At 56.8% G+C, this 24,063-nt stretch carries 17 protein-coding genes and 2 pseudogenes; 2 read left to right on the top strand and 17 right to left on the bottom strand.

Annotated elements, in window-relative coordinates:
• Positions 1–47: 47 nt before the first annotated feature.
• The 13 genes and pseudogenes from fabZ to ACZ1GS_RS06765 form a co-directional block, all read right to left on the bottom strand.
• Positions 48–506 carry a 3-hydroxyacyl-ACP dehydratase FabZ gene (fabZ, locus tag ACZ1GS_RS06825; RefSeq protein ID WP_472697723.1) on the bottom strand — a complete coding sequence of 153 codons (459 nt, stop codon included), beginning with the start codon at positions 504–506 and terminating at the stop codon, positions 48–50.
• Between the two features lie 8 nt (positions 507–514).
• A complete protein-coding gene (locus ACZ1GS_RS06820) occupies positions 515–1,165 on the bottom strand; it encodes an OmpH/Skp family outer membrane protein (RefSeq protein WP_472697722.1) in 651 nt (216 codons plus the stop codon).
• Positions 1,165–3,774: an outer membrane protein assembly factor BamA gene (bamA, locus tag ACZ1GS_RS06815; protein WP_472697721.1), complete on the bottom strand. Its 2,610-nt coding sequence runs from the start codon at positions 3,772–3,774 to the stop codon at positions 1,165–1,167. The genes ACZ1GS_RS06820 and bamA overlap by 1 nt, the downstream gene beginning before the upstream one ends.
• 141 nt (positions 3,775–3,915) lie before the next feature.
• Entirely contained in the window at positions 3,916–5,040 is a 1,125-nt protein-coding gene (gene rseP, locus ACZ1GS_RS06810; protein WP_472697720.1) for an RIP metalloprotease RseP, read from the bottom strand.
• A complete protein-coding gene (locus ACZ1GS_RS06805; protein WP_472697719.1) occupies positions 5,037–6,209 on the bottom strand; it encodes a 1-deoxy-D-xylulose-5-phosphate reductoisomerase in 1,173 nt (390 codons plus the stop codon). The genes rseP and ACZ1GS_RS06805 overlap by 4 nt, the downstream gene beginning before the upstream one ends.
• Positions 6,206–7,012: a phosphatidate cytidylyltransferase gene (locus ACZ1GS_RS06800; protein ID WP_472697718.1), complete on the bottom strand. Its 807-nt coding sequence runs from the start codon at positions 7,010–7,012 to the stop codon at positions 6,206–6,208. Before ACZ1GS_RS06800 ends, ACZ1GS_RS06805 begins: the two co-directional genes overlap by 4 nt.
• Before the next feature lie 3 nt (positions 7,013–7,015).
• On the bottom strand, positions 7,016–7,777 hold the full coding sequence (locus ACZ1GS_RS06795; protein ID WP_472698084.1) for an isoprenyl transferase: 762 nt from the start codon (positions 7,775–7,777) through the stop codon (positions 7,016–7,018).
• Positions 7,778–7,779: 2 nt separating this feature from the next.
• A complete protein-coding gene (gene frr, locus ACZ1GS_RS06790) occupies positions 7,780–8,337 on the bottom strand; it encodes a ribosome recycling factor (protein ID WP_472697717.1) in 558 nt (185 codons plus the stop codon).
• 25 nt (positions 8,338–8,362) lie between these two features.
• Complete coding sequence (gene pyrH, locus ACZ1GS_RS06785; RefSeq protein WP_472697716.1) at positions 8,363–9,079, bottom strand: UMP kinase; 717 nt, start codon at positions 9,077–9,079, stop codon at positions 8,363–8,365.
• 123 nt (positions 9,080–9,202) lie between these two features.
• Positions 9,203–10,126: a translation elongation factor Ts gene (tsf, locus tag ACZ1GS_RS06780; RefSeq protein WP_472697715.1), complete on the bottom strand. Its 924-nt coding sequence runs from the start codon at positions 10,124–10,126 to the stop codon at positions 9,203–9,205.
• Positions 10,127–10,539: 413 nt separating this feature from the next.
• Positions 10,540–11,286, bottom strand: a pseudogene (gene rpsB / locus ACZ1GS_RS06775) (30S ribosomal protein S2); the annotation flags it as partial.
• Between the two features lie 440 nt (positions 11,287–11,726).
• Positions 11,727–12,536 (bottom strand): CDP-alcohol phosphatidyltransferase family protein, encoded by an 810-nt coding sequence (locus ACZ1GS_RS06770; RefSeq protein WP_472697714.1) that lies wholly within the window; start codon positions 12,534–12,536, stop codon positions 11,727–11,729.
• Between the two features lie 21 nt (positions 12,537–12,557).
• The gene (locus ACZ1GS_RS06765) at positions 12,558–13,292 is read right to left on the bottom strand and encodes a phosphatidylserine decarboxylase (protein ID WP_472697713.1); all 735 of its coding nucleotides are present in this window, start codon (positions 13,290–13,292) and stop codon (positions 12,558–12,560) included.
• A 178-nt stretch (positions 13,293–13,470) separates the two neighbouring features.
• Here ACZ1GS_RS06765 and ACZ1GS_RS06760 point away from each other — a divergent pair.
• Both ACZ1GS_RS06760 and ACZ1GS_RS06755 read left to right on the top strand, forming a co-directional pair.
• Positions 13,471–14,689 (top strand): annotated as a pseudogene (locus ACZ1GS_RS06760) (NADP-dependent isocitrate dehydrogenase).
• A 61-nt stretch (positions 14,690–14,750) separates the two neighbouring features.
• Positions 14,751–16,571 carry a cation:proton antiporter domain-containing protein gene (locus tag ACZ1GS_RS06755; RefSeq protein ID WP_472697712.1) on the top strand — a complete coding sequence of 607 codons (1,821 nt, stop codon included), beginning with the start codon at positions 14,751–14,753 and terminating at the stop codon, positions 16,569–16,571.
• On the opposite strand, the gene alaS is transcribed toward ACZ1GS_RS06755, so the two are convergent.
• The 4 genes from alaS to ACZ1GS_RS06735 form a co-directional block, all read right to left on the bottom strand.
• On the bottom strand, positions 16,561–19,209 hold the full coding sequence (gene alaS / locus ACZ1GS_RS06750; RefSeq protein WP_472697711.1) for an alanine--tRNA ligase: 2,649 nt from the start codon (positions 19,207–19,209) through the stop codon (positions 16,561–16,563). The genes ACZ1GS_RS06755 and alaS overlap by 11 nt on opposite strands.
• An 88-nt stretch (positions 19,210–19,297) precedes the next feature.
• Positions 19,298–19,924: a glutathione S-transferase family protein gene (locus ACZ1GS_RS06745; protein ID WP_472697710.1), complete on the bottom strand. Its 627-nt coding sequence runs from the start codon at positions 19,922–19,924 to the stop codon at positions 19,298–19,300.
• A 509-nt stretch (positions 19,925–20,433) separates the two neighbouring features.
• Positions 20,434–21,525: a recombinase RecA gene (gene recA, locus ACZ1GS_RS06740; RefSeq protein ID WP_472697709.1), complete on the bottom strand. Its 1,092-nt coding sequence runs from the start codon at positions 21,523–21,525 to the stop codon at positions 20,434–20,436.
• Positions 21,526–21,676: 151 nt separating this feature from the next.
• Positions 21,677–24,040, bottom strand: coding sequence for a hybrid sensor histidine kinase/response regulator (locus ACZ1GS_RS06735; protein WP_472698083.1), 2,364 nt, complete (start codon positions 24,038–24,040; stop codon positions 21,677–21,679).
• Positions 24,041–24,063 lie beyond the last annotated feature (23 nt).

The raw sequence follows: 24,063 nt of genomic DNA, 5'->3' as shown, positions 1-24,063 counted from the left end.
GCGCATTAACCGCCGTGCCTCAAAAGTGCAAGTCTATTCTGCCGGAATTAGCTGGCTGGCGGGTCCGCAATCATCGCCGTAAATCCGGCTTCGGCGGCGAGCTTGTCGCCAATCATCGCCTGACCGGAGAATTTGCAAACCCGGGGCCTTTTTTGCTCAAACTTGACGTTGAGCGACAGCAAGCATCCTGGCTCGACCGGTGCCCGGAATTTTGCTCCGTCAATCGCCATGAAGTAAACCAGCTTGCCGGAACCGACCAGTCCAAAGCTTTCCATTGCCAGCACACCGGCCGCCTGGGCCAATGCTTCGACAATCATCACGCCCGGCATGATCGGACGTCCGGGGAAATGGCCCTGGAAAAACCCTTCGTTCATCGTCACGGCCTTGACCGCGCGAATGGATTCGTCCTTGACCAGTTCCTCGACGCGATCGACGAGCAGCATCGGATAGCGATGCGGCAACACCGCCATCACCTTGGTGACATCATAGTCGAGCGGTTCTGACATCCCTGAAATTACCGGCCCTGTGGTTGTGCTGCAGCGGGCTGTTGTGCCTGCTGTTGCGCTTGACCGGGTTTCCAGCCAGCGGGCGGCGTGATTGATGCCGATGGTACGAGCTTGTTGAGCTCGAGGACCACGGCTTCGGTCAGATCCACATAAGGCTCGCGTGCCACAACAGCTTGCGGCTGCAGCACCAGATCGACATTTTTGGCCTTCATCGTGGTGCGGATCGCTTCGTTGAGCTTGAGACCGACCTGTTCTTCCACATAGGCGGTTGCCAGGGTCACACGCTGTTGCAGACGCGCCAGCTCCTGCTGACCGGACTGGCGTTTCTGTTGCAGGGCCTGGGCCTGCGGCTGAACCGTAGCGGCGGTTGCGCCTGGCTGCTGAACAGCGGCGTTATAGGCTTCCACCAGCGGGGTGATTTCCGTCTGCAACGCAGCGGCCCGCGCGTTGGTTGCATCGATATCGGCCTTATAGGTCGTTTTCATCTGCTCAACAGCCGTCCGATAGGCCTGCGATCGCACAACTGAGGCTTCATAATTGACGACGGCAATGCTGGTCCGCGATTGCGCGGCCGCCGGAGCGGCGATCATCGTCGGCACGGAAAGAGTAGCCATTGCCAAGGCGGCGGATTTCAAAATTGTCTTGGTAGTAAAGGTCATTAGAATTGTGTTCCTACATTGAAAGTGAATAGCTTGGTATCATCACCAGGCTCTTTTAAGAGAGCACGCGCTACATCAATCCTGAACGGACCGAATGGTGAGTTCCAGTTGACACCGATGCCAACGGAGAGTCGAGGACTGGCGCTGTCGCCAAAAAACTGTTCGGTGAAGCTGCCAGCATTCAGCGCCGGTGCGTTGGCCACGCCGCTCGCGTCCACGGCGTCAGTCGTCGGCGTGATTGTTCCATCCGCGCCAACGGTCAGGAACAGCAGATCGCCGTCAGCATTGGTCTGTTGTATCTGGTTGGTCACCAGTGACGGCTGGGTGACTTTGAACACCGCACCGGCATCGACAAAGATCGACGGCCGCAAGCCCAATTCGCGCGCGCCGCTGCCCAACGGAATTTCGAGCTCGGCCCGACCCAGATAATAAGCGCGGCCACCAATGGCATCATCCGAAACACCATTTCGGTTGGTGCTGAAATCGATGATATTGTTGACCACACGGCCGTCAACAATTTCCGGAACGAAGCCGGACCGAATGACACGGGGTCCGACACCGCGAATATCGAAGCCGCGAATTTGTGGTTCACCGAGGAAGAAACGATCGGTCAGGCGTACGTCATCAATGCCGTCTGCCGCGGAACCGCGGTCTTCAAGCGGATGAATATATCCACCCTCGCCGCTGACGGAGAAAATGAAATTGCCCAAGACCCGCCAATGCTTCGATGCGTTCAAACGGCCGCGCAGATATTTCACGCTGCCGCCCAGACCGGCAAAGTCGAGGCTGCCGACAATGGTCTGGCCCCGGGTCGGTCGCACGCGATTGTCGCGATCATCGTAAATCAAAGACGCGCCGAGCGACGAGGTTGTGCGTTTGCCGAGAGCATCACAGAGGAAGCGGCCAGCCCGCAACGGATCGCAGGTCTGAACCCCGGTTACCGGGTCGGGCGTGAAGAACAGATCTTCATCGAGTGTCACATCATCGAAGCTCAAACCATAGCGCAGGGATGCGGAGAGATATTCAGTGATCGGCACACCGGCCCGAATCTGGAAGCCCGTGGTCAGCTGTTCAAAAGTCGTCCGCCGGTCGCCGGTATTGCCAAATCCGAAACTGTTGAGGTCGCGGCGGAAAATATCAGCGCCGATGGCGATGTTGCGGTCGAACAGATAGGGTTCGGTAAAACCGAATTCGATCGCTTGCGAAAAGCTGGAATAGCTGACGCTGGCCCGCAATTCCTGACCCTTGCCGCGGAAGTTGCGCTGCCGGACCGAGGCCTGCAAGATGAAATTCTCGACGCTCGAGAAACCAGCAGACAATTGCAGTTCGCCCGTCGCCCGTTCCTCGACATTGGCTTCAAGAACAATCCGGTCTGCGGCACTGCCCTGCTTTTGCTCGATTTCCAGTTCTTCCTGGAAAAAGCCGAGTGACTTGATCCGGTTGGCCGACCGTTTGACCTGAAAGCTATTAAACGCGTCGCCCTCGTTCAGCCGGAACTCGCGGCGAACCACCTTGTCCTGGGTCAGCGTGTTGCCGTTAATGTCGATCCGCTCGACATAGACACGATCGCTTTCCGCAACCTTGAAGGTAATCCCCATCGTGAGGGTTTCCTTGTCACGCTCAAATTGCGGCCGGACGTCGGCAAATGCATAGCCGAACAGCCCTGCTGTCTCGGACAGGCTCTCGACCGTGTCCTCAACCTGTTTCGCGTCGTAGAAATCGCCTTCCTTCATCGGCAACAGCGGCGTCAGCGTCTCGGCGGTAAAGTCGCGAATGTCGCTTTCGACGGTCACGTCGCCAAATTTGTAGCGCTCGCCTTCCTCCACAACATAGGTGATGATGAAATCACGCTTGTCCGGGGTCAGTTCCGCAACGGCGGATATCACGCGGAAATCGGCATAGCCTTCGGTGAGATAAAATTGCCGCAATTTCTGCTGGTCAAAGGCCAGACGATCCGGGTCATAGGTGTCCCCGGAACTGAAGAAGCGATAGAAGCGCGCTTGCTTCGTGGCCATTTCGCCGCGCAGCTTGCCGTCGGAGAACACATCATTGCCAATAATGTTGATCTGCTGAACCTTCGACTTTGGCCCTTCGTTGATTTCAAACACAATATCGACGCGATTCTGGTCGAGCTGCACCATTTTCGGTTCAACACTGGCTGCGAACCGGCCCTTGCGTTTGTAGAGTTCGACAATTCGGGCCACATCGGCACGGACTTTCGATCGGGTGAAAATCTGTCGCGGTGCCAGACGAATTTCAGGCTGGATCTTGTCTTCCTTGATCCGCTTGTTGCCTTCCAGCAAGATGCGGTTGATGACCGGGTTTTCGACCACTTCGATCACCACGGCGCCGGCATTGTTGCGGATGCTGACATCCTTGAACAATTCCGTTTCAAAAAGGTCCTTCAGCGCCTGGTCGGCATTTTCCTGGGTATAGGTCTGGCCCACCCGCAGTTGCATGTAGGATAGCACCGTGCCCGGTTCGAGCCGCTGTGCACCGTTGACGACGATCGATCGGATCGTGTTGTCGGTCGGGGCAACGACCGGTGCGACGGGGGTTTCCTGAGCAAAGGCGGGCATCGCGATGCCGGTCAATATTGTGCCGCTCATTAAAATGGGCAGGAGCCGTTTTTTATGCTTCACAGACAAACTCGCTTTCACGCCTAAAACTCAAAAATAACTACAATCGCACATCGCATATTTCACTTTGCGCAACCCCTGCCCCAACATGCCGCCGCAATCAATGGTCAATCAACTGCCAAACGCCCGGAACAGTCCAAAAGACGACAAATCATTGAACGTCACAACCAACATGAACATCACCACCAAAGCAAATCCAGATCGAAACGCCCATTCCTGCACCATAGGATTCGCCGGCTTTCGTCTCACCGCCTCTATCGCATAGAACATCAAATGTCCTCCATCGAGCATCGGAATTGGCAGGAGGTTGATGAACCCTAAGTTAATTGAGATCAGAGCGACAAAGAATATGAATTGGTTCAGCCCGGCAACAAATTGTTCGCCGGAAACCTGAGCAATTTTCAGCGGGCCACCCAGTTCCTTGACCGACCGTCGGCCGCTCAGGACCTGCCCTAGGGTGGTCACGATGAGATCCACAATTTCACCGGTCTGGCGGGTTGCGACAATCGGCGCTTCCCAAAGCGAAACGTCACGCCGCTCCAGCTTTCCGGGCGCAATGCCCAACAGTCCAATCCGATATTCGTTGCCAAACCGGTCTTTTTCCAGACGCACACCAATTTTGGCATCTTTGGTCAAGATGTCGCCATCCCGTTCAAACCGGATCGCCACAGTTTCATCAGGAATAATCGAAATTTCTCGGGACAAGTCGGTGAAACGAACGATTTTGTCGCCTCCGACTTCGAGTATCTTGTCCCCTTTCTGGAGACCAATATCGGCCGCTGTCGAGCCTTCGGACACAGCGCCGACCACCGGGGGTGTCACGCGCTCGCCATAGGCCACCGCAAAGCCGGCCAAAATGAGAATTGCGAACAGGAAATTGATCGCGGGCCCTGCAAAAACAATCGCAGCGCGCTGCCACAGGGATTTGGACTGGAAGGTTTTGCTGCGTTCTTCCGCAGGCAGGGCCAGCCATTCGTCTCCCGGCGTACTGGCCGGATCCATGTCACCGGCGAACTGCACATAGCCGCCCAAGGGCAAGGCACAGACTTTCCAGCGCGTGCCCCTTTTGTCATCCCAGCCGAATAATTCTTTGCCAAAGCCGATCGAGAATATATCCGCCTTCACACCGCACCAGCGTCCGACGAGATAGTGTCCCATCTCGTGAACGAATACCAGGACTCCGATAGTGATCAGAAAAGCGAATATAGTCAGCAAGATACCAGGATTTTCTGTCAAACCATAATTTCCTCAATCATGCGGGAAGTGCGTCGGCGCGCGTCTTCGTCAATCGCGAAAATATCCTCAAGATTACGCGGTGCAGGCGGGCTATAGCCCTCTACTATCTTGGATACAATCTTGCTGATTTCCAGAAACTGAATGGTACCGCCAAGAAAGGCGGCCACCGCCACTTCATTGGCCGCATTGAGCGTCGCGGGCGCCGCGCCACCAGCAGTAATCGCAGCGCGGGCAAGCGGTATCGCCGGAAAACGGTCGCCATCGGGCGCTTCAAAATCGAGTCGGCCAATCGTCGCCAGATCGAGCGGCATACAGTCGGTGGCCATGCGCTCGGGCCAGGCCAGAGCATTGGCGATGGGAATGCGCATGTCCGGGGAACCAAGCTGCGCCAGGGTTGAGCAGTCCTTATATTCGACCATCGAATGAATCACCGACTGGGGATGCACCAATATATCGATATTATCCAATCCAACCGGAAAAAGATGATAGGCTTCAATCAGTTCCAGGCCCTTGTTCATCATGGTTGCACTGTCGACCGAAATTTTTGCGCCCATATCCCAATTGGGATGCGCTACGGCCTGTTCCGGTGTGACTTCGGCCATCTCCGCTCGCGACCAGGTGCGAAACGGGCCGCCGCTAGCAGTCAGGGTAATTTTGCGGACCTGGTCGATCCGTCCGCCCTGTAGGCTTTGGAATATCGCGTTATGTTCGGAATCGACCGGCAACAGCGTCGCGCCGGCGGCTTTGGCTTCGCTCATCATCAAGGCGCCTGCCGAAACCAGTGATTCCTTATTCGCCAGCGCCACCGTCTTCCCATGGCGCAAAGCGGCAAGCGTCGGAATCAAGCCCGCGCACCCGACAATCGCGGCCATTGTCCAGTCCGCATCGAGATCAGCCGCCGCGATCAGTTGCTCCCGGCCCGCTGCCGCCCGTATTGTGGTACCGGACAGCAGATCCCGCAATTCGGCATATTTTCCATCATCGGCAATGACCGCCAACTCTGCGTCAAACTCGATCGCGAGCGCCGCCAGCGCTTTGACATCGCTATGCGCGGTCAAGGCCAATATGCGGTATTTTTCCCGTTCCAGTCTGATCAGGTCCATGGTTGAACTGCCAACCGAACCGGTGGCGCCGAAGATCGAGACCGTGCGGGAACCGGCGTTGCTCATGACGCCCCCAGCAACAGGATGATCGCCACGGCCGGTGCGACCGGGATCAGACCGTCAAGACGATCCATCACGCCGCCATGTCCGGGGAATATCGTGCCGCTGTCCTTGACGCCAGCCAGACGTTTCATCTGGCTTTCGAACAGGTCGCCCGCCTGTGCGAGCACTGCCAGCGGCATGCTGAGCAACACCAGACGGAAGGGCAATTGAAAATAGGCGTGCAGTGCAAAGCTAAACAGCCCCGTCACCACGACACCGCCGATTAACCCCGCCCAGGTCTTGTTTGGACTGAAACGCGGGGCCAGTTTCGGGCCACCAATGGCACGGCCGGAGAAATAGGCGCCGATATCCGTGGCCCAGACCAGAGAAAGCGTCCAGAACAGAATCAGCAATCCATTGTCGATCCCGCGCAGGTAAAGAACCGCGAGCGCCGGCAATCCGGCATAGAGAACGCCCGCTGCAAGCTTGAGGGATCGATCAAAAGCGGCGACAAAAACCGCGGCTCCGAGGAACAGGCCGAGCGCGAGAAAAGATGGCCCGGCAGCAAAGGGCGACATGATCGATAGCGGCACAAACACCGCGTAAAGCGCCATGCGCTTGTTCTCTGTGCGCCCGGTCAAGGCTGCCCATTCGGACAAGATGCCGAGGCTCATCAGCGCCACCAGAAGCCACAATCCGTGCTGGCCGATAGGGTGATCACCGATCAACAGCATCAGCACCGTCACCCCGACAAGCGCGACGCCGACCAATATCCGCGTGCCCAGCTCGCTTGGCTGTTTCTGTTGTGGCTGTGCGGGGTCGGTCATGATTTAGCGGCCACCAAAACGGCGCTCGCGATCACCAAAGGATTTGAGCGCTTTCTGGAGTTCCCGTCGGTCGAAGTCCGGCCAGAGAACATCGGTAAAATAAAGCTCTGCATAGGCGACTTGCCACAGCAGAAAATTCGACAGCCGCAATTCGCCCGATGTCCGGATCAGCAGATCCAGCGGCAATAGACCGGCTGTATCGAGCGCCTGTGATATGTCTTCTGCGGTCACCTGAGCGGGATCGATATCCCCGGCCTTGCTGGCTGCTGCTATGGTTTGCACCGCGCGCACCATTTCGTCCTGCGCGCCATAATTCAGCGCTATCGCGAGGGTCATCTGGTCGTTTTGCGCTGTGCGCTCAAGCGCGTCGTCGATCATCTCAACGATATCGGAATCCAGCGCCTTGTAGTTGCCAATGACTTTGAGCCGAATTCCATTCTCGTCAAATTCGTCGATATCCGCCTTGATATATTGCCGCAGCAGACCCATCAAATCGGTGATTTCATCGGCCGGGCGATTCCAGTTTTCCGACGAGAACGCATAAAGCGTGAGCACTTCGATCCCTATCTCACCAGCGACCCGAACGATATTGCGAACCGATTCTACGCCCTTTTTGTGCCCCAACGCCCGCGGCAAGAGCTTTTTCTTGGCCCAGCGTCCATTGCCATCCATGATGATCGCAACATGCCGCGCGCCATGGGCGGGGTCGGCCAGCGTGGTGGCCGCTTCCTCTGGCCGCACGGACCGGTGTTTGGAACGCGCCAAACTCACTGCGTGAGAATTTCCTGTTCCTTGGCGGTCGAAAGGCTGTCTGCTTCCGCGATCATGTCATCGGTCAGCTTTTGCACTTCGCCTTCGAGCCGCTTCTTGTCATCTTCGCCAATTTCCTTGGCGCTTTCATCGGCCTTGATATCATCCATGCCGTCACGCCGTACGTTGCGGATGGCAATCCGCGCCTTCTCGGCAAACTGACCCGTCAGTTTCGCCAGTTCCTTGCGGCGCTCCTCGGTGAGATCAGGGATTGGCAAGCGAATATTGGGGCCATCGACAATGGGATTCAGGCCCAGTCCGGCGGAGCGCACCGATTTCTCAACCGGCTGGATATTGGATTTGTCCCAAACCTGAATCGACAACATGCGGGGCTCGGGCACCGACACCGTCGCGACCTGATTCAACGGCATTTTTGCGCCATAGACTTCAACAGTAACGGAATCGAGCAGCGCGGTGTTGGCCCGGCCGGTGCGCAGACCACTCAGGTCATGTTTCAATGCCTCGATCGTCGCCTTCATCCGTTTGGCCAGTTCGGCCTTGTCATATTTCGCCATGGTTCACTTCTCCGAATTTCTGCTGTTACTGACCGACAATGGTTGCCGTACCGCCGCCACCCAACACGGTGGCAAGATTGCCTTTTTCGCGAATCGTGAAGACCACGATCGGAATGTTATTTTCACGGCAAAGCGCCACGGCACTGGCGTCCATAACCTTGAGATTATCTGACAGGACCTGGTCAAAGCTGAGGCTTTCATAGCGCACGGCATCGGGGTTGGTCTTTGGATCCGCATCATAGACACCATCGACGCTGGTGCCTTTGAACAGAGCTTCGCACCCCATTTCCGCGGCGCGCAACGCTGCTGCGGTGTCGGTGGTAAAATAGGGATTGCCGGTTCCCGCGGCGAAAATCACGATGCGGCCTTTTTCAAGGTGGCGCACAGCTTTGCGGCGGATATAGGGTTCGCAAACGCTGGCCATCGGGATTGCCGACAGCACGCGGGTATCACAGCCCATTTGTTCGAGCGCATTTTGCACCGCCAGCGCATTCATCACGGTCGCGAGCATGCCCATATAGTCGGCGCTGGTGCGGTCAAACCCTTTCGCCGCCGCCGCCAACCCGCGAAATATATTTCCGCCGCCAACGACGAGACAGAGCTCGAATCCGGCTTCTTTCGCCGACTTCACTTCCGCTGCGATGCGATTCACGGTCTCGGGGTCGATGCCGAACTCGCCAGTTCCCATCAAAGCTTCGCCTGAAAGCTTCAGTAAAATGCGCTTAAACGCGGGTCTTTTCATGCAATTTCCATCCTGCCAGCACAGGCTGGCCGTCCCCACCTATGACAATGGCGCCGACCATAGATAGTCAGCGCCATTGTGCCAAGCATTACAATCGGGTTTTATCCCAATCGTGATAAGTTGTTAGCTTCCGAGCGTTGCCGCCACTTCGGCCGCAAAGTCTTCTTCTTTCTTTTCGATGCCTTCACCGAGCTGATAGCGAACATATTCGGTCAGCTTGATTTCAGCACCAGCCTCTTTGCCTGCCTGTTCAACAACCTGCGCGATCGGCGTTTTGTTGTCCATCACGAAAATCTGGCTCAAAAGCGCGTTTTCCTTGGCAAATTTTGCCATTGCGCCATCAACCATCTTCTCGACAATATTCTCTGGCTTGCCGGATTCAGCAGCCTTTTCCGTGGCAATCGCGCGCTCACGCTCGAGCATGTCCTGGTCGAGACCATCGGCGTTCAGCGCCAACGGGAAAGCCGCCGCAATATGCATGGCAATCTGCTTGCCCAGCGGCTCAAGCACATCGCTGCCGGCGGTGCTTTCCAGCGCCACGAGAACGCCGATCTTGCCCATTGATGGGGTCACCGCATTATGAATATAGGAAATCACGGAACCGCTGCTCACGGACACCGACTTCATCCGGCGCAGCGCCTGGTTTTCACCAATTGTGGCGATGTTGTTGGTCAGGGCATCCTGAACCGTACCGCCGCCAGCATAGTCCGCAGCAGCCAGAGCTTCAATATCGTCGCTGTCCAACCCCAGAGCGGCCTGGGTCACATTGGTGACGAAGGACTGAAACTGCTCGTTCTTGGCAACGAAATCGGTCTCGCTGTTAATCTCTACTGCGACGCCCTTGGTGCCATCGACAGCCACGCCAACCAGGCCTTCGGCCGCCGTACGGCTGGATTTTTTCTGTGCCGCAGCCAGACCTTTGGTGCGAAGCAAATCAACCGCTGCTTCGACATCACCATTGGTTTCGCTGAGCGCTTTTTTGCAATCCATCATGCCAGCGCCGGTGCGTTCGCGCAGTTCTTTCACTGCTGCTGCTGTAATAGCCATGTTCTGGGTTCCTCAATATGTCATGGGTGAAGAATATAATTGGTCGGGTTTTATAAGGAAGGGGCAGCAAATATGCCGCCCCCGCCAAACATTATGCGTTCAATATATGACTGAACGAAGACGCTTCAAGTTTATGCCTTTTCAGCGGCATCCTTGTCAGCAGCCTTTTTGGCCGGCGCCTTTTTAGCAGCGGCTTTTTTGGCCGGTGCTTTCTTGGCTGGTGCCTTTTTGGCTGCTGGTTTCTTGGCCGGAGCCTTTTCTTCCGCTGCCGGTTCAGCCGGAGCGGCCTCGGCGGGCGCTTCTGCGGCTTCGGCTGGTGCAGCTGGTGCTTCCGCTACTGCCGGTTCCGCTACGATTTCAGCAACAGCTGTCGCTTCTTCGCTCGCCATTGCACTGGCATTGGCTTCGCTGGAAACAATCTCTTCCACCGGAGGGGCTGCCCGCGCGCCGAGATCTTCGCCCGATGCAATGGCTGCATCCTGGCCGCCCTTGGTCGCCGCGGCGGAGACAGACTCGCAATATAGACGAATGGCCCGTGCGGCATCGTCATTGCCGGGAACCGGAAAGGCGATATTGCTCGGATCAACGTTGGAATCCAGAATGGCCACAACCGGGATACCCAAAACATTGGCTTCCTTGATCGCCAGCTCTTCCTTGTTGGCATCGATCACGAACATGACATCGGGAATACCGCCCATGTCCCGAATGCCGCCGAGGGACAGCTCGAGCTTGTCGCGTTCGCGAGTCATCTGCAGGGCTTCTTTCTTGGTGAAGCCGGTCATGTCTCCGGACAGCTGCTCTTCGAGCGTCTTCATCCGGCGAATCGAGTTGGAAATGGTTTTCCAGTTGGTGAGCATGCCGCCCAACCAGCGATGGTTGACGAAATGCTGGCCACTGGCACGGGCTGCTTCTGCGATTGGCTCTTGCGCCTGGCGCTTCGTACCAACGAACAGGACCTTGCCGCCGGACGACACTGCATTGGCAATGAAATCGAGCGCCCGGGCGAACAACGGAACGCTCTGCGAAAGATCAAGAATGTGAACACCATTACGGGCACCGAAGATATATGGTTTCATCTTCGGGTTCCAACGGTGGGTTTGGTGGCCGAAATGCGATCCGGCTTCAATCAATTGCTGTAGGGTGACGACAGGGGCCGCCATAATAGTTCTCCTTATCCGGTTATGCCTCTGGAAAGCTGAGAACCGCAAACGACCTGAAAGGCCGGTATTGGCACCGGTATGAGTGCTTTCCATGTGGAATGAGCGGTCCGTTAAAGCGGAGTCGCCGGAATTGCAACCCCCTTAGCACGCCAGATGTAACCTTTATACTGATACGCACGTACACAGCGCAGAGAATTTAGATATTGACAATGAGAACATTAATAGAACATAGTGGGTTCATAGAAAGAACATATAGGAATTACCGATGCTAACTATTGCCATCAGCACCTTTTTTACCCTCGCCTTTTTCGGCGCTTCCATGACCATCGTCATGATGTTCCATGGCTATAGTCACAAAATCAAGGCGGTTCTCGATGCGGAATTCCAGAGCATGGAACCTGTTGCCCAATCCCCGATGCCAACCGTCCGGGTCAGCAGCGTTAGAGCGTTTCCTGTTCGCCATCCTTCGCCATCGCCGTCGCTTGCTCCATTGCGCGCTGCCGCTTGACTTTCGCATAGCTTCTAATGCTGAACGGTATGGTCAGGATATAGCCCACGCTGATCACGCTCAAGGTGATCCAGGGATTGTTGATCAAAGCCACGCCGAGCAATGCGATCAACGCAATGGCTTCAAGGCGAATATTCTTGCGCAGACGCAAAGACGACCAGCTGTAGGTCGCGGTATTCGAGATCATCAGAAACGCGACCAGCACAATCCACGGTCCCACAACCGTATAGTGCCGCATGATGTCCAAGTCGGTGACCAGCCACAGATATAAAGGCAACATTGCCAGTCCGGCGCCCACCGGTGCCGGGATACCGGTCAGGAAACCAGCCGATTTGTGAGGCTGTTCCTCTTCATCAATGCGGGCGTTGAACCGCGCAAGGCGCAAGGCGCAACCGACCGCCAATGTCAAAGACAGCACCCATCCGAATTTGGGCATATATTGCAGTGCCCAGAAATAGATAATCAACGTGGGTGCGACACCAAAAGCAATCGAGTCCGACAGTGAATCCAGTTCGGCACCAAAGCGGCTTTCGCCCTGCACCAAGCGCGCAATCCGGCCATCAAGGCCATCCAATATGCCTGCTAGCACAATGGCGCCGGCCGCCAGCGTCCAGTTTTCCATCGAAGCAAAGCGTACACCGCTAAGCCCGACGCTCAACGCCAGCGCCGTCACCGCATTCGGTGCTATCTGCCGCAGAGAAATACCCCGTTCTGGTCGCTTGATCTTTTTCCGCTCGGTCATCCGATCAGGCGCCCCGGACGATCATTGTCCGACGCCTTCAATCTCTTTGACTTTTCCGACTTCCGCCAGCACGGTTTCACCGGCAATCGTCCGCTGACCCAATACCACATTGGGCGTCGTCCCCTTTGGCAGGTAGACATCGACCCGGCTACCGAACCGAATCAATCCGACCCGCTGTCCGGCGGCGACAAAATCGCCTTCCTTGACGAAGGCCATGATCCGGCGCGCCACGAGACCTGCAATCTGGGTAAATCCAATCTGCAAGCCGTCATTGCGCTCAACCATGAAATGCTGCCGTTCATTTTCTTCGCTGGCCTTGTCGAGATCCGCATTGAGGAATTTGCCCGAAATATAAGCCTGGCGTTTCACCGTGCCTTCAATCGGCGAGCGGTTGATATGGACATCAAATACACTCATGAAAATCGAGACACGGATCAGCTCTTCATCACCAAGACCACCCTCACCTTGCAACTCCACCGGGGGCACGACCGGCATGATGAGATTGACCAGCCCGTCTGCAGGCGCGACAATGTAACTGTCATCAAGCGGCGTCACTCGTTTCGGGTCGCGAAAGAAAGCCAATACCCAGATTGTGACGCCAGCCATTGGCCAAGCCAGGGTTTCCCAAGCAAAAAAGGCGAATACCGCTGTGATTGCGGCCGCAATGACCGCAAATTTGCGGCCCTCTGGATGCACCGGGGGAAAGGACCATTTGGCTTCGCCAAGGCCTTTGTTCGAATATTTTTCTATCGCCATCGCCTCTACTTAGGGGGACTGTTCTAATCTGACAATACATCTCGATCAGTTTAGAGCTTCTATGGGATGAGAATCGAACAGATGGTTGAACATATTACGAACTTTGCTAAGAGATCGGCACGAGATTCCTCCCGTCCAGCGCTTTGGCGCAAATCGCTTCCAGGAAAGAGCATAATTTATGTCTAAAATTAAGGTCAAAAACCCCGTTGTCGAACTTGATGGCGATGAAATGACTCAGAATCATCTGGCAATGGATTCGCGAGCGGCTGATCGAACCTTATCTGGATGTTGACCTGCATTATTACGATCTCGCGATCGAAGTGCGGGACGATACAAATGACAAAATCACGGTTGATGCGGCCAACGCCATCAACAAGCACGGCGTTGGGGTAAAATGCGCCACCATCACGCCGGACGAAGCCCGGGTGGAAGAATTTGGCCTGAAGCGGATGTGGAAATCACCCAATGGCACGATTCGCAACATTCTTGGCGGCGTCGTCTTTCGCGAGCCGATTGTCATCGACAATGTGCCGCGGCTGGTTCCCGGCTGGACCGATCCGATTGTTGTCGGTCGGCACGCCTTTGGCGACCAATATCGCGCGACCGATTTCAAGGTCCCCGGCCCCGGCAAGTTGCGGCTGGTGTTTGATGGCGACGATGGCACCAAGATTGACGAGGAAGTCTTTCAATTCCCGTCCCCCGGCGTTGCCATGGCGATGTATAATCTGGACGATTCGATCCGCGACTTTGCGCGCGCTTCGATGAATTATGGCCTAAACCGCGAATGGCCGGTTTATCTCTCGACGAAGAACACGATCATGAAAGCCTATGACGGCCGGTTCAAGGATCTGTTCGAAGAAGTGTTCGAAACCGAATTCAAGGACAAGTTTGAAAAAGCGGGCATCCTTTACGAGCATCGCCTGATCGATGATATGGTCGCCTCCGCGATGAAGTGGAGCGGCAAGTTCGTCTGGGCCTGTAAAAATTATGACGGCGATGTCCAATCCGACACTGTGGCGCAAGGCTTTGGTTCCCTGGGCCTGATGACTTCCGTCCTGATGACGCCAACCGGCAACACGGTCGAAGCCGAAGCCGCCCATGGCACGGTTACGCGCCACTATCGCCAGCATCAGCAAGGCAAGGCCACATCGACCAATCCGATTGCTTCGATCTTCGCCTGGACGCGCGGCTTGATTTATCGCGGCAAATTTGATGAAACGCCGGAAGTAACGCGGTTTGCCGAAACGCTTGAGCGGGTCTGCATTCAAACCGTTGAAAATGGCGACATGACCAAGGATCTCGCGATTCTGATCGGGCCGGACCAGAGCTGGATGACGACCGAGCAGTTTTTTGAAGCGGTCCGTTCCAATCTCGAGACCGAAATGAACAACTGGTAGAAACACCCGTTTCGGTTCGGTAATGCTGACAAGCAGGATGTTTCGCGTATAGAGGGTTCCCATGAGCACACCTCTCGACAATCCCGCCTTTGTAGATGCCATCGTCATTCTGGGGGCTGCGGGTATTGTTATCCCGGCCTTCGCACGGTTTCGCATAACGCCGATTATCGGCTTCATTCTTGTCGGTGTGTTGCTGGGCCCATCGGGCCTGGGATCGCTGTCAGGCCAATATGACTGGCTGCAATTCGTTACCATAAATGATCGAGAGGCGATCGAACCCTTTGCCGAATTCGGTATAATATTGCTGCTTTTCTCCATCGGCCTCGAGCTCTCCTTCAAGCGCCTCTGGTCCTTGCGAAGGCTTGTCTTTGGTGTCGGTGCAGCAGAATTGCTGGTTTCCGGACTGATCATCGCATCCGTTCTCTATCTCATCGGACAGAGTGCGCCCGGCGCACTGGGACTGGGACTGGCGCTCGCCCTCTCCTCAACCGCGCTGGTTCTGCCGATGTCGGGCACCAAAAGCCCGGTTGGCAAGGCCGCCCTCGCCATGCTGCTGTTCGAAGATGTTGCGATTGTTCCGATCATCTTCCTGCTCGGCGCGCTTTCACCGGCCATGACCAGTGAATCGGGCTGGGATGCGCTTGGCCAGACCTTGTTAATCGGTGGCGCGGTCATCTTGGGCATGCTGGTTCTTGGCCGCATATTGCTGCCGCGCATTTTTGCGCAGGCCGCGCGGACCAAAAGCCCTGAACTGTTCCTCGCGGTCAGCTTGCTGGTCATCATATTGGCGAGCCTTGCCACGGCGGCGACCGGCTTGTCGCCGATTGTCGGCGCGCTCCTCGCCGGTTTGCTCATTGCGGAAACCGAATATCATGGCGAAGTGGAAGTCATCACAGCGCCGTTCAAGGGCCTGGCTCTCGGCGTGTTCCTGATCACCGTCGGCATGCAAATCGACATCCGGGTCATCCTCGAGAACTGGGCCAGCCTGCTGACCGCGGTTGTTGGTGTGGTCCTGGTGAAAGCCGTGGTGACCGGCGGTCTGTTGAAATTCGCGGGCGCGCGCACCGGAACCGCAACCGAAGCCGGTGTCCTCATGGCGAGCCCTTCGGAGACGACATTGATCGTTCTGGCCGCGGCGGCACAGGCGCAACTGATTCAGCCTCAGACCGCTGCGTTCTGGCAAATCGTCACCGCGATCGGTCTGACCATCACCCCGCTTCTGGCGCGCTTCGGTCATGACATGGCCCGCCGGATCGAGTTGCGCGGCGAGAATATCGATGCGACCGATGACCAGGTTATCGACGCGCAAAAGACCGTGATCATCGGTTTTGGTCGGGTCGGACGGCTGATCGCTGACATGATGAAGGTCCATGATCAACCCTATCTGGCGGTCGAATCGAATATCGACGTGGTCGCCAGCGCGCGGCGGGATGGCTATCCGATCATCTTCGGCAATGTTGCCCGCAATGAAATGCTCGACCGGCTGCGACTGGGGCATGCCAAGGCGCTGGTTCTGACGATGGACGAGCCGGTATTGTCGGTTCAGATCGTCAAGCGTGTCCGTGCCTGGGTGCCCGACCTGCCGATCATCGTGAGAGCCCGGGATACCGATCATGCCGCCGAACTCTATCAGGCCGGCGCCACCAACGCGGTCCCCGAAGCCTTGGAAGGATCACTGCAGCTGTCGGAAGCGGTGCTGGTCGAAAATGGCGTCGCCATGGGTCCGGTCATCGCATCGATCCACGAAGTCCGCGACCAGATGCGGCACCGCATTCAGAAGGATGGCGATCTCGATCATGAGCCCAAGCTGAAATCGCTGAGTCTCGAGGCCGAACCGCCTCAGGCCGTTGATCCCGGCAAACCGGATCCCGCTATATCATAGCCTTGATTGCTGCGATGGCATCCGGCGCTTTGCCCCCATCGGGACCGCCGCCTTGGGCCATGTCGGGTCGTCCACCGCCACCCTTGCCGCCAACCGCCGTCACGCCCGACTGAACCAGTTCGACCGCATTATACCGATCTTTGAGATCATCGGTCACGCCGACCGCGACGGTCGCGCGGCCATCATTGACCGCAATCAGCGCGGCAATTCCGCTCGACAGGGTTTTCTTGGCTTCATCAATCAGCCCGCGCAGGTCTTTCGGATTGAGGCCCTCGATGACCTGACCCTGAAACGCAATATCACCTATTTTTTCAGGCCCTTGCGCCGCTTCCTTGTCACCGGATCCGCTACCGGCAAGCGCCAGTGCCTTTTTGGCGGCGGCAAGTTCGCGGTCGAGCTTCTTGCGCTCTTCCACCAGCGACAGGACCCGGTCCGCGGCTTCATCAGGGGAGGCCTTCAGCGTCGCCGCAATGGTTTTCAGCTTGTCCTCTTGCGCGCCCAGCCACAGCCGTGCTGCTTCGCCAGTCAGCGCTTCAATCCGGCGGACACCGCTCGAGACCGCTGATTCCGATATGATCGCCATCAATCCGATATCACCCAGCGCGTGGACATGGGTGCCGCCGCACAGTTCCACCGAATAATCCTGCTGGTCATCGCGGCCCATGGACAGCACGCGCACTTCATCGCCATATTTCTCACCGAACAGCGCCAGGGCTCCAGCAGCGACAGCGTCATCCGGACTCATCAGCCGTGTCGTCACCGCGCTATTGCCTCTGATCTGCGCGTTGACATCGGCCTCGACAGCCTTGATTTCGGCATCAGACAGCGCCGACACGTGGGAGAAGTCAAAGCGTAAGCGATCTGGAGCAACCAAGCTGCCCTTCTGGGTCACATGGTCACCCAGATGGTCGCGCAGCGCCTTGTGGAGCAAATGGGTCGCGCTGTGATTGGCGCGCAACTGGCTGCGGCGCTCGCTATCGACCGTCAGGTGAACCGTATCCCCAACTTTGATGCTGCCTTCCTCGATCCGTGCATGATGCGCATGCAACCGGCCCAATGGTTTGGCCGTATCGGTAATTGTTGCGACCAGGCCGTTGGTGCCGGACACTGAACCGCTATCGCCCATTTGACCGCCGCTTTCGCCATAAAAGGGCGTCTGGTTGGTCAGCAAGACAATATTGTCGCCGGCCTCGGCCACCGCAACCTCTTCGCCATCCTTGACCAGTGCGACAACCATCCCGTCACCCGATTCCGCAGTATAACCGGTAAATTCCGTGCTGCCTTCGCGTTCGGCAATATCAAACCAGACCGTTTCTGAAGCCTGTTCTCCAGAGCCTTTCCACGCTGCCCTGGCGGCCGCTTTCTGTTCGTCCATGGCCGAATCGAAACCCGCGCGATCCACTTTGAGAGACTGCGCGCGGAGCGCGTCTTCGGTCAGATCATAGGGGAACCCGTAGGTGTCATAAAGCTTGAACGCGGTCGCGCCTGGCAAGGTGTCCCCCGCGTCCATGTCCGCAATTTCGGCGTCGAGCAATTTGAGGCCATTGGCCAGCGTGCGCCGGAAATTGGTTTCCTCGCGCAGCAATGTTTCCTCGATCAGCGGCTTGGCCCGGATCAGTTCGGGAAAGGCGTTGCCCATTTCACCGGTCAGCGATCCGACCAGCTGATGCATCAACGGATCCTTGGCACCGAGCAGATGGGCATGACGCATCGCGCGGCGCATGATCCGGCGCAGAACATAGCCACGCCCTTCATTGGCAGGCAGCACACCGTCGGCCACGAGAAAGGACGAGGCCCGCAAGTGATCAGCGATCACCCGATGGCTGGCCTGATTGTCGCCAGTGGTTTCAGTGCCGGTCAAATGGCCGGATTGGGCAATCAGCGCCTTGAACAGGTCAATGTCATAATTGTCATGAGTGCCCTGCATCACCGCCGCAATGCGCTCCAGCCCCATGCCGGTATCGATTGACGGTCGTGGCAGATCAAGACGATCGCCGCCAGCCTGCTGCTCATATTGCATGAACACCAGGTTCCAGATTTCGACAAAGCGATCGCCATCCTCGTCAGGGCTGCCCGGCGGGCCGCCCGCGATATGGTCGCCATGATCATAGAATATTTCGCTGCACGGCCCGCAGGGTCCGGTATCGCCCATCGACCAGAAATTGTCATTGGTGGCGATACGAATGATGCGTTCTTCCGGCAATCCGGCAATTTTGCGCCACAGATCAAAGGCTTCGTCATCGGTGTGATAGACAGTGACGGTCAAGCGATCGGGGTTGATCTCCCAGACCTTGGTGATCAATTCCCAGGCATGGGCGACCGCCTGTTCCTTGAAATAATCGCCGAACGAGAAGTTTCCGAGCATCTCGAAAAACGTGTGATGGCGCGCGGTATAGCCGACATTGTCGAGGTCATTATGCTTGCCGCCGGCCCGCACGCATTTCTGGCTTGAGGTCGCGGTCGCAAAGGCGCTCTTTTCAGCGCCGGTGAAGATATTCTTGAACGGCACCATGCCGGCATTGATAAACATCAAGGTCGGATCATTATGCGGGATCAGCGGCGACGACGGGACAATCTCGTGCCCCTGGCCACCAAAATAGTCGATAAAAGACCGTCGGATATCATTGGTAGTATTCATGAAATCGACTTAGGCGAGGCTCTGCCGGTTTACAATCCCGACAATCGTCCAAAGCGCAGATTCGGAACTGGCGACACCCGCCATTTGATCACGCATAAGCATAGGGTCCACCCTTCTCTAGCGCAGTCCTATAGTGCGGGCGATCATGCACTCGCTTGAGCCAGGCCTGAAGATTGGGAAAACGATGATCCAGTCCCGCGCGATTCTGCGATGCTTCGAGCGGGAAGCTCATCATCACATCGGCTGCGGTCAAGGCATCGCCGGCAAAATAGTCGCGCGATTCCAGCTCGGTTTCGAGCCAGACGAGCAGATCCTCGACCATTTTTTTGACCGGCTTGCGTGCCGGCCAGCCGAGAAAGCCCAGACGGTTGACGATCAGTACGCCATAGAGCGGCGGCATCATCGAGCCTTCGGCAAAGTGGAGATACCGGACATAGCGGCGGGCATTGGCGGCATCTGCGGGCGCGCCCAGTATGCCACCAGCCTTGGCGACGCAATATTCGACAATCGCCGCGGTTTCGATAATCACCTCGCCATCATCCTCGATCATCGGTGACTTGCCGAGCGGATGTATAGCCTTCAGACTGTCCGGTGCCCGTTGGGTCTTGGGATGGCGTTCGTAGCGCTTGATCTCATAGGGTAAACCAAGCTCTTCCAGCAGCCACAAGATGCGCTGCGAACGGCTGTTTTCGAGATGGTGTACAATGATGGTCATATGAGGCCCCTGTCTGTTTTGTTCCCGATCGCGTTCGGGCGGTTGTGATGCTTTGGCCGACGGCATGGCTCCGTCTTTTACGCCTTCGCTGACGCTGCCAGTTGTGCACCGCGCGCGCAAGTCACACGATCCCGATTCCGGTATTCCGTCTGTTCTCACCTGACTCGACCAGTCCAAAGTTCACACAAATCACAGCCTGTCGGTTGCAGCGATCCAAATGGCTCATAACGTCCAATCTATTGGCCATTGCCATGCCAAAGTTCACACAGATCACAGCCTATTTCCGGATTGTGACAGGACATCTCCAGAGCACAGACAAAAAGGGGCCGTCCTAACTATCGGGGGACAGAAGGACGGCCCGGATGCCGGATCATCTCGGGGGAAATGATCGGCATATTCAGTGATTTCTTACATGACTGTCGCCGCGCCACCTTCTTTGGTCATCACCCGGGAGATGTCCCGGATGCTTGCCATGTCGGACCAGGTGCTGCGGCCGCTATGCTTGCGGATCATTCATCCGCATCGGCATCTTCCTGCTCTTGCCCCACAGGTCCGGTCATCATTTCCTCGGCAATTTCTTCCTCATTCCCGCGAATCTGGTTTTCCAGCTTGGCCATCATTTCCGGATTCTCGAGCAGAAAGCGTTTCGAATTTTCACGCCCCTGTCCGATCCGCACCGAGTCATAGGAGAACCAGGCGCCCGATTTCTCGACCACACCGGCCTTGACGCCGAGATCAATAATCTCGCCGACCTTGGAGATGCCCTGCCCGTACATGATGTCAAACTCGACTTGTTTGAACGGCGGCGCGACCTTGTTCTTGACCACCTTCACCCGGGTCGAGTTGCCGACAATCTCGTCGCGCTCCTTGATCTGGCCGGTCCGGCGAATATCGAGGCGCACAGAGGCATAGAATTTCAGTGCATTACCGCCTGACGTGGTTTCCGGATTGCCGTACATTACGCCAATTTTCATCCGCACCTGGTTGATGAAGATCACCATACATTTGGACCGGCTGATCGAACCGGTCAGCTTGCGCAGCGCCTGACTCATCAGACGGGCCTGCAGACCGACATGGGTATCGCCCATTTCGCCTTCGATCTCCGCCCGCGGCACCAGCGCCGCAACCGAATCGACCACCAAAATGTCAATCGCATTGGACCGGACCAAAGTATCGGTGATTTCCAGCGCCTGCTCACCGGTATCGGGCTGCGAAATAACCAGCTCGTCAATATCCACGCCCAGTGCATTGGCATAGACCGGATCCAGAGCATGTTCTGCATCGACAAATGCTGCGGTACCGCCAGCTTTCTGCGCCTCGGCAATCGCGTGGAGCGCCAAGGTGGTCTTGCCTGAACTTTCCGGGCCGTAAATTTCAATCACCCGACCTTTTGGCAATCCCCCGATGCCCAGCGCGATATCAAGACCGAGCGAGCCGGTTGAAATCGCTTCCACTTCCATCGCCTTGCGCGAACCCAGCTTCATGGCTGAGCCCTTGCCGAAAGCGCGGTCGATTTGTGCCAGCGCTGCGTCGAGCGCCTTTTGTCTGTCTGATGAATTCAATTGATTGTCCGTTTCTACAACTTTTAAATTACTGGCCATTTGCCTGTCCCCTTCGCTAAATGCTCATCATCTATCAATCAATGATGGATATGATGTACCGCATTTGTTCTCATAGAACAAGGGGGGAACAAAATTTTTCTAATTCAATTAATAATCATTAATATCAGTTATTTGACTATATAGATTCACGTCAATTAGCATGTTCGGCCAAAACTTCTCCGACGGCTTCGGCAATTTGTGCGACCGAAAAGGGTTTGGGCAGAAAGGCGACATTGTCGAGATCGATTGATTTGCGCAATTGTTCTTCGGCATAGCCCGACATGAACAGGATCGGCATGTCGGGATAATCCTCGCGCACCTGCTTTGCCATCGCCGGACCATCCATGTTCGGCATCACAACATCGGACACAATCATGTCGAATATATCCTCGCCCTTGCTCTGCTGGTCGGCGAGATGCTGCAGTCCTTCCTCGCCATCGCTTGCGGTGACAACGGTATAGCCCTGCCGGGTCAGTGCGCGTTCGGCAACCGCGCGGACCATGTCCTCGTCTTCGACCAGCAGGATATGACCACTGCCCCACAATTCCTTTTTGGCAACCGCCTTGAGCGGTTCCATCGCCTTGCTGATCTCCTGCTCGGAGACGGTATGCACCGGGAAGTAGATCGAAAAACTTGCCCCCTCGCCCGGCTTGGAGTCGGCGAAAATATAACCACCCGACTGTTTGACGATACCATAGACCGTCGACAGACCGAGGCCGGTGCCCTTGCCAACTTCCTTGGTGGTGAAAAACGGTTCGAAGATCTTGCCGATCAACTCGGGAGGAATGCCCTTGCCGGTATCGGATACAATCAGCGCGGTATAATCGCCCACTGGCAGGATATCACTTTTTAGCGCGCGCACATCGGCCGCCGTGACCATTTTGGTGGTGATCGAAATCTTGCCGCCACCGGGCATCGCATCGCGTGCATTGACGCCGAGGTTGATGATCACCTGCTCCAGCTGTCCCGGATCGGCGCGCACCAGCCCGAGATTGCGGCCATGCTTCACTTCGAGCTGGAAACTGTCATCGAGCAGACGCTTGAGCAGGTTGGAGACGTCAGCGACCACATCGGGCAATTGCAGGACTTGCGGCCGCAATGTCTGTTGCCGCGAGAAGGCGAGCAATTGCCGGGTCAGCCCTGCGGCGCGGTTGCTGTTATTCTTGACCTGCTGGATATCATCATAATCGCTATCGCCGGGCGCATGGCGCAGCAACATCAGGTCGCAATGGCCGATAATCGCGGTCAGGATATTGTTGAAATCATGGGCGACACCACCCGCTAATTGACCAACAGCTTGCATCTTGGTCGCCTGCGCAACCTGGCTCTTGAGCTTGGTTTCCTCGCTGCTGTCCTTGATCGACAACAGGACCGCAGCATCGCCAAGGCCGCGAATGCCGGCAATCCCCAGCGCCACCGGATCATCTCCGCCCGAGCGCAAGCGCACCGCCAGATCACCGGACAGCGAAGGCCCGCTGGCGTAGCGGCGCACGGCATCCGCCACCGCCGACTTGTCATCACGGATCATCAGATCACCGGGATAGAGCGGTTGCTCCCCCTTTTTGACACCGGCAACCTTGGCAAAGGCGTTATTGAGAAACAGGAAGCGCCCGTCACGATCGGTCAGCGCGAGTCCGAGCGGCAAGAGCGACAGCATCGATTCGACCTGCTCCAGCGCTTTTCCACGCTCAACCATGCCGCCATCATCATCGATCAGCAATATCAGCGCAGGGCCTTTTTCCTGGTCCTTCTCGAGCGGGACATGAAACAGCCGCACGGGCGTGCCGTGGCGACCGTCGCGCTCAAAGAAGATCGTTCCTTTTTCGTCCGACCGCAGAAAATTGATAAAATTGCGCCCGCTGATATTGGCATCGCTCCGTCCGGTTGCACGCAGGGCAAAGGCCTTGTTCGACGCCCGGATCCGGCCTTCGCCGCCGATCACCGCGACCAGCACACCGGCTTCGGACAGGGCCTGGCCGACCGGACCGCCGGCCATGCGGGTCGTATCGTCGAGCACATCGGCGCGCAGTTGCGGTTTGAATTGCCACAATAGATATTCATCGCCCTGCCCGGCGCGGACGACCTTGGCATTATACTCACCGACTCCGCGCTTCAGGCCTTCGGCATAACCGCGACCATCCCGCCAGGCATCGCGGCCGGCCGTAGCGAGCAACTCGTTGCCACCGGCCTGCAGCGGCAATTCCGGTGGGATCGCCGGACCGTTGAACCATTTGGTGAACAATTCATTGGCGCAGACCAGCCGACCGGCGCGGTCCGTGATTGCCAGTCCGATATCCGATTGGTCGGCGACCAGACGGGTGACGGCCCAATCGGCGACCGAGGCGGCCTCATCGTCACTGCTGGCGCTTTGCGGCCGCAGAAAATAAACCACCGCCGCGACGGTCGCGGTCAATGCGCCAAAGGCCAGCAAAAGCGCGACACTAGGAACCTGCCAATAGAGCAGCCCGAGCGACGCCATGACGGCAACCACCAAAATCACGCCGCGCAGGCGCATGTCATTGGTGGTCTTTCGGGTGC

Source organism: Parasphingorhabdus sp. W113, from assembly GCF_055693205.1.
This window is presented reverse-complemented; position numbering and strand designations above follow the sequence as displayed.

What these genes read in the sequence shown, in the direction of transcription:
- fabZ (WP_472697723.1), bottom strand. Translation starts at nt 506, where the DNA reads ATGTCAGAACCGCTCGACTATGATGTCACCAAGGTGATGGCGGTGTTG.
- ACZ1GS_RS06820 (WP_472697722.1), bottom strand. Translation starts at nt 1,165, where the DNA reads ATGACCTTTACTACCAAGACAATTTTGAAATCCGCCGCCTTGGCAATG.
- bamA (WP_472697721.1), bottom strand. Translation starts at nt 3,774, where the DNA reads ATGAGCGGCACAATATTGACCGGCATCGCGATGCCCGCCTTTGCTCAG.
- ACZ1GS_RS06805 (WP_472697719.1), bottom strand. Translation starts at nt 6,209, where the DNA reads ATGAGCAACGCCGGTTCCCGCACGGTCTCGATCTTCGGCGCCACCGGT.
- ACZ1GS_RS06800 (WP_472697718.1), bottom strand. Translation starts at nt 7,012, where the DNA reads ATGACCGACCCCGCACAGCCACAACAGAAACAGCCAAGCGAGCTGGGC.
- frr (WP_472697717.1), bottom strand. Translation starts at nt 8,337, where the DNA reads ATGGCGAAATATGACAAGGCCGAACTGGCCAAACGGATGAAGGCGACG.
- pyrH (WP_472697716.1), bottom strand. Translation starts at nt 9,079, where the DNA reads ATGAAAAGACCCGCGTTTAAGCGCATTTTACTGAAGCTTTCAGGCGAA.
- tsf (WP_472697715.1), bottom strand. Translation starts at nt 10,126, where the DNA reads ATGGCTATTACAGCAGCAGCAGTGAAAGAACTGCGCGAACGCACCGGC.
- ACZ1GS_RS06770 (WP_472697714.1), bottom strand. Translation starts at nt 12,536, where the DNA reads ATGACCGAGCGGAAAAAGATCAAGCGACCAGAACGGGGTATTTCTCTG.
- ACZ1GS_RS06765 (WP_472697713.1), bottom strand. Translation starts at nt 13,292, where the DNA reads ATGGCGATAGAAAAATATTCGAACAAAGGCCTTGGCGAAGCCAAATGG.
- ACZ1GS_RS06755 (WP_472697712.1), top strand. Translation starts at nt 14,751, where the DNA reads ATGAGCACACCTCTCGACAATCCCGCCTTTGTAGATGCCATCGTCATT.
- alaS (WP_472697711.1), bottom strand. Translation starts at nt 19,209, where the DNA reads ATGAATACTACCAATGATATCCGACGGTCTTTTATCGACTATTTTGGT.
- ACZ1GS_RS06745 (WP_472697710.1), bottom strand. Translation starts at nt 19,924, where the DNA reads ATGACCATCATTGTACACCATCTCGAAAACAGCCGTTCGCAGCGCATC.
- recA (WP_472697709.1), bottom strand. Translation starts at nt 21,525, where the DNA reads ATGGCCAGTAATTTAAAAGTTGTAGAAACGGACAATCAATTGAATTCA.
- ACZ1GS_RS06735 (WP_472698083.1), bottom strand. Translation starts at nt 24,040, where the DNA reads ATGCGCCTGCGCGGCGTGATTTTGGTGGTTGCCGTCATGGCGTCGCTC.